The following is an 11,837-nucleotide window of genomic DNA, read 5'->3' as shown; positions in this document are numbered from 1 at the left end:
CGGGAGGCACGCCGAATTAAAATAGCAAAAAAAAAAAAAAAAAAAAAAAAAAAAAAAAAAAAAAAAAAAAAAAAAAAAAAAAAAAAAACAGTTGCGCCAAGTCCTTGAAAACAGTCGAGATCACCACTTTCATGCCGGCCTGCTCGGCCTGCACGGCTAATGTTCCGATCACGTCGTCGGCCTCGACGCCATCGACCATGATCAGCGGCCAGCCCAGTGCCCGCACCGTCTCGTGGATCGCTTCGATCTGCCGCGCCAAATCCTCCGGCATCGAGGCGCGCTGCGCCTTGTACTGGTCGTACATCTCGTCGCGAAAGGTTTTCCCCTTCGCGTCGAACACACACGCGCTATACTCAGCCGGCGCTTCATTGCGCATGCGCCGCAGCATGTTGACCATGCCGTACAGCGCGCCGGTCGGCTCGCCAGCCGGCCCGCGCAAGTCAGGCAGCGCGTGATAAGCCCGATATAAATAACTCGACCCGTCAACCAGAAGCAGGGTCTTACCTTGCAGGTTTAGTTGCACTGACATATGAACCAAAGAAAAGTAATTCCGAGTTTGCGATCAATCGCAGATCAGGACCGCGCGACAGCCAAGAAGGCGCGCGCTTCGTGGCAAATGTTCACGATTATGGCAGAGTTTATTGAGGCCACCGAGTATCTCTCCGAGATCCGACCGGCCATCAGTATCTATGGTTCGGCACGCCTGAAGCCCAAGTCGCCGTATTACAAATTAGCCAAACGCATTGCCCGGCAATTTTCGGACGCGGGGTTCGCCGTCATCTCCGGAGGCGGTCCGGGCATCATGGAAGCGGCCAACAAAGGCGCGCACACCGGCAAGTCGCCCTCCGTCGGCTTGAATATCGAATTGCCGCATGAACAGCATGGCAATGCGTGGCAAGACATTACGCTGCGTTTTCGCCATTTCTTCACGCGCAAGGTGACCTTCGTGAAGAATTCGGATGCCGTGATCGTGATGCCCGGCGGCTTCGGCACGCTGGACGAATTATCCGAAGTATTGACCCTGATCCAGACCAACAAGTCGCGCCGGGTGCCTATCGTGCTGGTGGGCTCCGAGTTCTGGGCCGGGCTGCTCGAATGGTTTCGCACCACCATGCTGCCGATGGGCCTGATCGGCCCGCACGATCTCGATCTGATTCAGGTGATCGACGACCCCGACGCGGTTCTGGAAACTGTCCTCTCCTTCTATGAAACGCACGATGCGACGGTGCTGCACCCGGCGCAAAAGAGCGAAGAAGATCAGATGTTTTATTTATAACCGCGGGCCGCGTTTGGGCCTACTGGCGCCTACTGAAAAGCGACCTCGGCAAAACTACGCAGCTTGCGGCTGTGCAGGCGGTCGAGCCCATTTTCGCGCAGCAGCTCCATCGCGCGGATGCCGATCTGCAAGTGCTGATCGACCTGGGTACGGTAGAACTGGTCGGCCATGCCCGGCAACTTCAGTTCGCCGTGCAGCGGTTTGTCCGATACGCATAACAGAGTGCCATACGGCACGCGAAACCGGAATCCGTTGGCCGCAATCGTTGCGCTTTCCATATCGAGTGCCACGGCACGGCTCTGGCTCAAGCGCTTGACCGGGCCATATTTGTCCTGCAGTTCCCAATTGCGGTTGTCGACACTGGCAACAGTACCCGTGCGCATCACGCGCTTGAGCTCGGGTCCGTCGAGTTCGGTCACCTGCGCGACCGCGCGTTCGAGCGCCACCTGGACTTCCGCTAGCGCCGGCACGGGCACCCACAGCGGCAAATCCGCATCCAGCACATGGTCTTCGCGCACATAACCGTGCGCGAGCACGTAGTCGCCCAGGCGCTGGCTATTGCGCAAGCCGGCGCAGTGGCCCAGCATGATCCATGCGTGAGGACGCAATACGGCGATATGGTCGGTAATGGTTTTGGCGTTGGAGGGCCCCACGCCGATGTTGACCATCGTAATGCCGCTGCCGTCTGCGCGCTTGAGGTGATAGGCGGGCATCTGCGGCATGCGCGTCACCGGCGTGCCTTGCACGTCGACCTGGGGGCCACCGGCATGCAGCGCATTGGGCGTGATCACATCGCCCGGCTCGACGAACGCCACGTACTGGCTGCGATAACGTTGCTCGTCGGGGTCGTCGGTGCGCTCCATCAATTGCAGTCCGAACTTGACGAATTCGTCGATGTAGAACTGGTAATTGGTAACCAACACGTAATTCTGGAAATGCACCGGCGAAGTGGCCGTGTAGTGCTTGAGCCTATGCAGCGAGAAGTCGACGCGGGGGCCGGTAAACAGTGCCAGCGGCATCGGCTGGTCCACCCCCGGCTCATAGGTGCCGTTGGCGATCCTGTCGTCCAGGGCCGCCAGATCCGGGGTATCGAAGACATCGCGCATCTGCCGCAGCCGCTGCTGATCGAGATCGCCTTCGAGATGAATGCCTTCGGCGAAGGCAAAATGAATCGGGATCGGCTGGTCGGACACCCCCACTTCGAGCGCCACCTGGTGGTTTTTGCACAACAGACGCAACTGCTCTTGATAGTAATTCGCGAACAGGTCGGGGCGCGTGACGGTCGTTTCGAATACGCCAGGGCCAGATACAAAGCCGTAGGAGCGGCGCGAGTCGATATTGGTCATCACGTCGGTGCGCACACGCACAAACGGATAGCAGGCGCGTACGCGCGCGTCAAAAGCCTCGCCGCGCCGATAGCGAGCAAAAGCGTCGCGCAAGATCGCAGTATTATCTTCGTAAACCCGGGATAAGTATTCGACGGCACGCGCCGGGTCGTTGATACTCTCAATTACAGGCGCAGTAACCGACGCAGATGAGTTCATAGTATTGGATGCAGGCGAATGTCGTGCCGCACGAATCAGATGAAGAATGAGATGAATTCAGCGTATGCCCTCCACCCTCACCGCATCGGCCGACATAGTTATTGTTGACCAATGCAGAATGCCACGGAAGCACCAGCCGCGAAAGCGAGTTTGTTAGAATCCGACTACCTTTTGGAGAAATGAGATGAAGCCGCTTCTCGCCAGTGCCGCCGCCTGCGCCATCGCAGCGACGTTTGCCCTGGGTTGCAACTTGGCCGTCGCGCAACAACCGGCCGCCCAATCCCCTGCTGCCGCGGCTGCGCCGGCGGCCCCCATCGATGCTAACGAGGCCGCAGGTCTGCCGAACCTGAACCAGATCAATCGTCCGGCCGAACGCGGCAGCGCGTCGGCCACAGTCGATCTCAATGTGCCGCGTGTGCCGAGTTTCCATGAAAAGACGCCGGGCGGCACGGAAATCACCGAATACCGCGATCGCGGCAAGGCGACTGAAATCGATGTGCATTCGGGGATCGGCACCAACTATCAGATGACCTCCCCGGTCGATACTTCGCCCAAGGTTCAGAACAACGGCCCCGCGCCCGCGCGTCTGCCGTCGGTGACCCTGAAGTACTAAGGCCGGTCACCCCGGCGCTCGGTGCATGAGCGCATGCACCTCTTCCTGGCGCGCGACGCAAGCGGCGCGCGCCGTGTCTTCGACTTATCCAGAATTCTCTGCATGGCTGTCTTTACCGCTGTCAACGAAACCCAATTGGCCTCGTGGCTCGAACATTACTCGCTCGGCCAGGTCACCGATTTCCGCGGCATTTCGTCCGGAATCGAAAATAGCAACTTTTTCCTCACCACCACCGAGGGCGAATACGTCCTGACGTTGTTCGAGAAACTCAATTCCCAGCAATTGCCGTTTTATCTCGAATTGATGCAGCATCTGGCGGCGCACGGCGTAACCGTGCCCGACCCGGTCGCACAGCGCGACGGCAGCCTGTTTGGCGAATTGCTCGGCAAACCCGCGGCCATCGTGACCAAATTGGGTGGGGGCGTGCAACTGGCGCCGCAGCCGTACCATTGCGTCGAGGTGGGCCAGATGCTGGCGCGCATGCATTTGGCCGGGCGCGCGTTCAAGCGTCACCAGCCCAATTTGCGCAGCCTGCCGTGGTGGCAGGACGCGCTACCGTCGGTTACGGCCTTCATCGATGACGCGCAGCGTAAGCTACTCGTGGAAGAACTCGCGTTTCAGAACGATTTTTTTGCGAGCACTGATTATCGAGACCTGCCCGAAGGGCCGTGTCACTGTGATTTGTTCCGCGATAATGTATTGTTCATTCCGGCCGCGCCGGGCGAGAGCCGCGAGCGGCTCGGCGGTTTTTTCGATTTTTACTTCGCGGGCTACGATAAATGGCTGTTCGACGTGGCGGTGTGTGTCAACGACTGGTGCGCCGATCCGTTCACCGGCGTACTCGACCCCATGCGCACCCAAGCCTTGCTACGTGCGTACCAGACGGTCAGGCCGTTTACACCGACCGAGGTGCACCACTGGCGCAGCATGCTGCGCGCTGGCGCCCTGCGGTTCTGGGTGTCGCGCTTGTACGATTATTACCGGCCGCGCGAGGCCGAGATGCTTCAGCCGCATGATCCAGGCCACTTTGAACGCATTCTGCGCGAACGTTTAAGCGCAGCCGAATTACCTTGGCTCTAAAAGCAGCTCCGATATCTTATGCAACTCATTGAAGTCAAGGCGCAAGCTGGTTATCTCTGGTTTCGCCAGGGCATCTGGCTATTTCGCAGGAATCCGCTCGCCTTCATGATGATGTTCTTCACCTACATCTTCGCGATGCTGCTGGTTTCGCTGATCCCCATCGTCGGCGATTTCCTGCCCTTGGTTTGCATTCCCGGCATCTCGATCGGCTTTATGGCCGCTTGCCGCGATGCCATCCTCGGCAAACCGGTGTACCCGATTGCGTTGATCGGCGGTTTTCGTTCCTATGGACCTACCGTGGCACGGCAACTGGTGATTCTCGGTGTGGTGTACGCCGCGGCAATCATCTTCGCGTTCGGCGTTTCCGCGCTGGCCGACGGCGGCGTGCTGTTCGACCTGATGGTGATTGGCGGGACCATCACGCCGGACATGCTGGCAAACGGCAACGAATCGCTCGCCGTCATCTTGCTGATTGTTGCCTATATCCCGGTTGCCATGCTGTTCTGGTTCGCGCCGGTGCTCATCGCGTGGCACGATGTTCCGCCGCATAAAGCGCTGTTTTTCAGTTGGGTGGCCTGCTGGCGCAACCGCAGCGCATTTGCGCTATACGGACTGATCTGGGCGGCGCTGGCGATCGGCACGTCGTTCGTACTGACGCTGATTTTCCAGGCGTTCAGCATGGGCGACGCGGCAATCACCATCTTGATGCCGATCTCAATCGTGTTTTCGACGATGTTGTATTGCTCGTTCTACGCGACCTACCGCGGCTGTTTTGCCCTGCCGACGGCCACGCCGGAGCCGGCTGAGCCGACGCTGTAAGCTGCAGCCGTAAGCCGACGCTATAAGCTGATGCGGTAAGGCTCACACGCGATCGCTGACCGCGCGCATGCTTCGCCGCTATTCGATCGCCTGCAATTTGGCAACCGAAAGCGCCAGCCACTTCTGCCCGTGGCGCTTGAAGTTCACCAGCGCGCGGGCGTCGCCGCCGCTGCCCTCCAGCGACAATACCGTCCCTTCGCCGAACTTGGTGTGAAACACTGCCTGGCCGATCTTGAAACCGGCTTCGGCCGCGCGTTGCTGCTGGGCAAATGCGGGCAGCCGTTCAGGCGGGGCCGGCGCCGCGGCCGACTGTGCACCCGATTGTGCACCCGACTGCGCGCGGCCGAACCAGTCGCGCCCCCAGCCCGCGTCGCTGCGCCCCGCATTCCAGCGCGAGCCCGCCTCGACCTTGGGCGTCAGCCATTTCAGAACGCCCTCGGGCAACTCATCGAAAAAGCGCGAGCGAATGTTGTAACGTGTCTGGCCATGCAGCATCCGGCTTTGCGCGAACGAAAGATACAGCCGCTCCTTGGCGCGTGTAATGGCCACGTACATCAAGCGGCGCTCTTCCTCGAGCCCATCAAGTTCCAGCGCACTGTTCTCGTGGGGGAACAAACCTTCTTCAAGCCCGGTGATGAACACGGCGGTAAATTCGAGCCCTTTGGCCGCATGCACCGTCATCATCTGCACCGCATCCTGGCCAGCCTGCGCCTGATTGTCGCCCGCCTCCAGAGAAGCATGCGATAAAAATCCGGCGAGTGGGCTCATCTGGTCGGGCAAGGGCTGGCCCTCGGCATCGAGCAATTGAATCAAGCCATCCTCGTCGGGTTCGGCCAACTCGGCCGCAGCGCTCGCCCCCGCTCGCAGCGCGACCATACGAGCCGGCGCGTCGATGCCATAGCCCTCTTCGCTGACGAACGCGGTGGCGGCGTTCACCAGCTCCTGCAAGTTCTCGAGCCTATCCTGGCCTTCGCGTTCCGCCGTGTAATGGGCCTCGAGACCGCTCGCCTTGGTAAGGTGGGCCACCGTCTCCGGCAACGACATGTGCTGGGTCTCCACCCGGATCCTGTCGATCAGGCCCAGGAAACCGCCCAGCGAAGTGCCGGCCTTCCCTGTCACGTAGGGCACCGCGGCCGCCAGCGAGCAGTTGTAGAGGCGCGCTGCGTCCGCCAGTTGCTCGAGCGAACGCGCGCCAATGCCCCGCGCCGGAAAATTCACCACGCGCACGAAGGCGCCATCGTCATTGGAATTGTCCAGCAGCCGCAGATAGGCCAGCGCGTGCTTGACCTCCTGGCGCTCGAAAAAGCGCAAACCGCCATACACGCGATAAGCAATCCCCGCGCCCACCAGCGCGTGCTCGATCACCCGCGATTGCGCGTTGCTGCGATAGAGCACCGCGACCTCGGTACGCGCCAGCCCCTGGTTGATCAGCCCTCGGATTTCCTCGACGATCCAGCCCGCTTCCTGCGTATCGGTCGCCGATTCGTACACGCGCACCGGCTCGCCATGTCCAGCGTCGGTGCGTAGATTCTTGCCCAGGCGCCGTGAATTGTTTTCGATCAGATGATTGGCTGCATCGAGAATATGACCGTGCGAGCGATAATTCTGCTCGAGCTTGATCATGTGCTGCACCCGGTATTCGCGTTCAAAATCCTGCATATTGCCGACGTTGGCGCCGCGAAATGCATAGATGCTCTGGTCGTCGTCGCCGACGGCAAACAGCGCCGCGTGCTCGCCCGCGAGCAGCTTGAGCCACGCATACTGCAGCTTGTTCGTATCCTGGAACTCGTCGACCATCACATGGCGAAAACGGGCCTGGTAATGGTTGCGCAAAGACGCGTTGTGCTGCAGTAGTTCGTAGCACCGCAGCAGCAGTTCGCCGAAATCCACCACGCCCTCGCGCTGACATTGCTGTTCGTACGCTTCGTACAGTTCGACGCATTTGCGGTTGAAACTGTCATTGGCTTCCACTTGGGCCGGCCGCAGCCCCTGCTCCTTCGCGTTCGAAATAAAATATTGCAGATTCTTAGCCGGATATTTCTCATCGTCGATATTCAACGATTTCATTAGCCGCTTGATCGCTGACAGCTGGTCAGCCGTATCGAGGATCTGGAACGTCTGCGGCAGGCCGGCATCGCGATGGTGCGCGCGCAGCATTCGATTGCACAAGCCGTGGAACGTGCCGATCCACATGCCGCGCGTGTTGATCGGCAGCATCGCGGTCAAACGCGCCATCATTTCGCGCGCAGCCTTGTTGGTGAAGGTGACTGCGAGGATGCCGGAGGGACTGACCTGCCCCGTCTGGATCAACCATGCGATGCGCGTGGTCAGCACACGTGTCTTGCCACTTCCGGCGCCGGCGAGGATCAGCGCGGGCTCGGCGGGCAAGGTGACCGCGGCGTGTTGTTCGGGATTCAGATTTGCAAGCAGATCGGGCATGTAGAGGCTTCCGGTAGGACGCTTATTATAAAGGCCCAGCACTTCGCGCAGCGCCTCATCTGAGGTTCGTGCGCCAATTACGCGCCGCCAGGACAGTCAGCGCACCGCCGACCCCTTATAATCGTGGGTTCCATACGTACCTCCGGCAAAAATTACCATGAGCGACAGCGAGAATCGGGCTATGAATCAGGCTATGACCCAGCCCACCACCAGCACATCGGCACCCGGCGCGGCACCCCGTACGACAGACAGCACGGGGCAACTCGCGAATCAAGACGTGGCCCCGGGCACGCTGGCGAAGAGTTTCGAGCCCCAGACCCTCGAAGCGTATTGGGGCCCGCAATGGGAGGCGCGCGGTTACGCGCAACCGACCCTGGACGAGGCCCGCGAAAATTTCTCGATCCAGTTGCCGCCGCCCAATGTGACGGGCACGCTGCACATGGGCCACGCGTTCAATCAGACCATCATGGACGGCCTGACCCGCTACCACCGGATGCGTGGCGCCAACACGCTGTGGGTGCCGGGCACCGACCACGCGGGGATCGCTACGCAGATCGTCGTTGAACGCCAGCTAGACGCACAAAAATTATCGCGCCACGATCTGGGCCGCGAAAAATTCGTCGAGCGCGTATGGGAGTGGAAGGAGCAGTCGGGCTCGACCATTACGCGACAAGTGCGGCGGCTGGGCGCCTCGGTCGATTGGTCGCGCGAGTATTTCACGATGGAACCGAAGATGTCGGATGCCGTCCTGGAAGTGTTCGTCCAACTGTACCAACAGGGCCTGATCTATCGCGGCAAGCGCCTGGTCAATTGGGATCCGGTGTTGCTCACCGCGGTGTCCGACCTCGAAGTGGTCAGCGAGGAAGAAGACGGCTCGCTGTGGCACATCAATTATCCCTTGAGCGACGGCAGCGGACATCTGACGGTCGCGACCACCCGCCCTGAAACGCTGCTCGGCGACGTTGCGGTGATGGTGCATCCGGAGGACGAGCGCTATGCAGCGCTGATCGGCAAAACCGTCAAACTGCCGCTGACGCAGCGCGAAATCCCGGTGATCGCCGACGATTACGTGGATCGCGAGTTCGGCACCGGTGTCGTGAAAGTCACCCCCGCTCATGACTTCAACGATTACCAGGTCGGCCAGCGCCATCAGTTGCCTATCATCGAGATTTTGACGCTGGACGCCAAGGTCAACGAAAATGCGCCCGAGCGCTACCAAGGGTTGGATCGCTTCGCGGCCCGCAAGCTGGTCGTAGCCGACCTGGAAGCCGCCGGCCTGCTCGATTCGGTCAAGCCGCACAAATTGATGGTTCCGCGCGGCGACCGCACCGGCGTCGTGATCGAGCCGATGCTCACCGACCAGTGGTTTGTCGCGATGAGCAAGGCTGCGCCGGCCGACTCGCTGCACCCGGGCCAGTCGATCGCCGAAGTCGCGCTGCAGGTAGTGCGCAACGGCGAAATCAAATTCGTGCCGGAAAACTGGAGCAACACCTATTACCAGTGGCTGGAGAATATCCAGGACTGGTGTATCTCGCGCCAACTGTGGTGGGGCCATCAGATCCCTGCGTGGTACGACGACGCAGGCCGTGTCTATGTTGCGCGCACGGCCGAGGAAGCGCTCGCCCAGGCGCGCGCCCAGGGTTACACGGGTGAGTTGCGCCGCGATGAAGACGTGCTCGACACGTGGTTTTCTTCGGCGCTGGTGCCGTTCTCGTCACTGGGCTGGCCTGCGTCGACGCCCGAGCTCGCGCATTTCCTGCCATCCTCGGTGCTGGTCACCGGCTTCGACATCATCTTTTTCTGGGTGGCGCGCATGGTCATGATGACCACGCACTTCACCGGCAAAGTCCCGTTCGACACCGTCTATGTCCATGGCTTGGTGCGCGACGGCGAAGGCCAGAAGATGTCGAAATCGAAAGGCAACACGCTCGATCCGATCGACCTGATCGACGGCATCACGCTGGACGAGCTGATCGCCAAGCGCACCACCGGCTTGATGAACCCCAAGCAAGCCGCAAGCATCGAGAAAAAGACCCGCAAGGAATTTCCGGATGGCATCCAGGCGTTCGGCACCGACGCGCTGCGCTTCACGTTTGCGTCGATGGCGACCTTGGGTCGCAATATCAATTTCGATCTGGCGCGCTGCGAGGGTTACCGCAATTTCTGCAACAAGCTCTGGAACGCCAGCCGTTTCGTGCTGATGAACTGCGAAGGGCACGATTGCGGCATCGGCGAATGTGTAAGCGACTGTGGCCCCGGCGGCTATCTCGATTTCTCGCAGGCCGACCGCTGGATCGTCTCGCTACTGCAGCGTGTCGAGAGCGAAGTGGAAAAGGGGTACGCAAGCTACCGCTTCGACAACATTGCGAGCGCGCTCTACAAATTCGTCTGGGACGAATACTGCGACTGGTATCTGGAGCTGGCGAAGGTCCAACTGCAAAATGGCACGCCGGAGCAGCAGCGTGGCACGCGCCGCACGCTGCTGCGTGTGCTGGAAACCATTTTGCGTCTGGCGCACCCGATCATTCCGTTTATCACCGAAGCGCTTTGGCAGAAAGTGGCGCCGCTCGCGGGCCGCTATCCGCAAGGGCTTCAGGAGGGTGAAGCATCGATTATGGTGCAGCCGTATCCGAAGGCGCAGCCCGAGAAGATCGACGAAGCCGCCGAATTGTGGGTCACGCAGCTCAAAGCGGTGATCGATGCATGCCGCAACCTGCGCGGGGAAATGAACCTTTCGCCCGCGGTCCGTGTCCCATTATTGGCTACAGGCGATGCAGTGCGCTTGCAATCGATCGCCCCGTACGCACAGGCGTTGGCCCGACTTTCAGAGGTCCAGGTTATCGCCAACGAAGCCGATCTGGATGCACAGGCGCCTGGCGCACCCGTCGCGATCGTCGGCACCGACAAAATCGTGCTCAAAGTCGAAATCGATGTTGCTGCCGAGCGCGAGCGACTGCAAAAAGAAATCACACGCTTGAGCGGCGAAGTGGTCAAATGCGGCGCGAAGTTACAAAATGAAAGCTTTGTCGCTAGGGCTCCGGCCGCGGTAGTGGATCAAGAGCGGAAAAGACTGGCAGAATTCGATGTGACACTGAAAAAGCTTCATGCTCAGCTCGCCAAGCTTCCGGCTTAATTTAACCGATAGATAAATGAGAGGTTTTTCGACATGCTAAAAGTGACCAAAGCAGTCTTCCCCGTTGCGGGGTTGGGTACGCGTTTTCTGCCCGCCACCAAGGCGAGCCCGAAGGAAATGCTGCCGGTGGTCGACAAGCCTCTGATCCAGTATGCCGTGGAAGAAGCGGTTGCCGCGGGTATCACCGAGATGATTTTTGTTACCGGGCGCAGCAAACGCGCCATCGAGGATCACTTCGACAAATCCTACGAAGTCGAAGCCGAGTTGGCAGCACGCGGCAAAGAGAAATTGCTCGAACTGGTGCGCAGCATCAAGCCTGCACACGTCGACTGCTTCTATGTTCGTCAGCCTGAAGCGCTGGGCCTCGGTCACGCAGTGCTGTGCGCCGAAAAACTGGTGGGCGACAATCCGTTCGCGGTCATCCTCGCCGACGACTTGCTCGATGGCAACCCGCCGGTACTGTCGCAGATGGTCGACGTGTTCGACCACTACCATAGCTCGGTGATCGGGGTCGAAGAGATTCCGCGCGAAGATAGCCGCTCTTACGGCGTCATCGACGGTAAGGAGTGGGAAGAGAACATCATCAAGCTCTCAGGCATAGTCGAAAAGCCGTCCCCGGAAACCGCACCGTCCAATCTTGGCGTGGTGGGACGCTACATCCTGAAACCGCGGATTTTTCAACATTTGCGTGCGCTCAAGCCGGGCGCCGGCGGAGAAATCCAGTTGACCGACGCGATCCAGTCGCTGCTCGATGATGAGCAGGTGCTGGCGTATCGCTACAACGGCACACGTTTCGATTGCGGCAGCAAACTCGGTTATTTAAAGGCGACTGTCGAATTCGCGTTGCGCCACCCGGAAGTCAAAAACGAATTTGCCGCCTATTTGCAACAACGCAGCACGTTGGCGCAGCCGGGTTAAATTTTTTACGGGCTA

At 59.9% G+C, this 11,837-nt stretch carries 8 protein-coding genes and 1 pseudogene; 6 read left to right on the top strand and 3 right to left on the bottom strand.

Annotated features, from left to right (window positions below):
* Nucleotides 1-88: 88 nt before the first annotated feature.
* Nucleotides 89-529: pseudogene (locus GSQ77_RS08600) on the bottom strand (DNA polymerase I); the annotation flags it as partial.
* Here GSQ77_RS08600 and GSQ77_RS08595 point away from each other — a divergent pair.
* On the top strand, nt 530-1,276 hold the full coding sequence (locus tag GSQ77_RS08595) for a TIGR00730 family Rossman fold protein (RefSeq protein ID WP_158901067.1): 747 nt from the start codon (nt 530-532) through the stop codon (nt 1,274-1,276).
* Nucleotides 1,277-1,305: 29 nt separating this feature from the next.
* On the opposite strand, the gene GSQ77_RS08590 is transcribed toward GSQ77_RS08595, so the two are convergent.
* Entirely contained in the window at nt 1,306-2,820 is a 1,515-nt protein-coding gene (locus GSQ77_RS08590) for an AMP nucleosidase (RefSeq protein ID WP_158901065.1), read from the bottom strand.
* 184 nt (nt 2,821-3,004) lie between these two features.
* On the opposite strand from GSQ77_RS08590, the gene GSQ77_RS08585 reads away from it, so the two are divergent.
* From GSQ77_RS08585 to GSQ77_RS08575, 3 genes are all read left to right on the top strand, one after another.
* Nucleotides 3,005-3,433, top strand: coding sequence for a hypothetical protein (locus tag GSQ77_RS08585; protein WP_158901063.1), 429 nt, complete (start codon nt 3,005-3,007; stop codon nt 3,431-3,433).
* Nucleotides 3,434-3,535: 102 nt separating this feature from the next.
* A complete protein-coding gene (locus GSQ77_RS08580) occupies nt 3,536-4,513 on the top strand; it encodes a homoserine kinase (protein WP_158901061.1) in 978 nt (325 codons plus the stop codon).
* A gap of 18 nt (nt 4,514-4,531) precedes the next feature.
* The gene (locus GSQ77_RS08575; RefSeq protein ID WP_158901059.1) at nt 4,532-5,332 is read left to right on the top strand and encodes a BPSS1780 family membrane protein; all 801 of its coding nucleotides are present in this window, start codon (nt 4,532-4,534) and stop codon (nt 5,330-5,332) included.
* Between the two features lie 78 nt (nt 5,333-5,410).
* Here GSQ77_RS08575 and GSQ77_RS08570 read toward each other — a convergent pair whose 3' ends face one another.
* Nucleotides 5,411-7,771: a UvrD-helicase domain-containing protein gene (locus GSQ77_RS08570; RefSeq protein ID WP_158901057.1), complete on the bottom strand. Its 2,361-nt coding sequence runs from the start codon at nt 7,769-7,771 to the stop codon at nt 5,411-5,413.
* 277 nt (nt 7,772-8,048) lie between these two features.
* Between GSQ77_RS08570 and GSQ77_RS08565 the strand changes: the two genes are divergently transcribed.
* Together GSQ77_RS08565 and galU are read left to right on the top strand one after the other, a co-directional pair.
* The gene (locus GSQ77_RS08565) at nt 8,049-10,904 is read left to right on the top strand and encodes a valine--tRNA ligase (RefSeq protein ID WP_158902861.1); all 2,856 of its coding nucleotides are present in this window, start codon (nt 8,049-8,051) and stop codon (nt 10,902-10,904) included.
* A 33-nt stretch (nt 10,905-10,937) separates the two neighbouring features.
* The gene (galU, locus tag GSQ77_RS08560; RefSeq protein ID WP_158901055.1) at nt 10,938-11,822 is read left to right on the top strand and encodes a UTP--glucose-1-phosphate uridylyltransferase GalU; all 885 of its coding nucleotides are present in this window, start codon (nt 10,938-10,940) and stop codon (nt 11,820-11,822) included.
* Nucleotides 11,823-11,837 lie beyond the last annotated feature (15 nt).

Source organism: Burkholderia sp. L27(2015) (assembly GCF_009765705.1).
Lineage (GTDB): Bacteria > Pseudomonadota > Gammaproteobacteria > Burkholderiales > Burkholderiaceae > LMUX01.
This window is presented reverse-complemented; position numbering and strand designations above follow the sequence as displayed.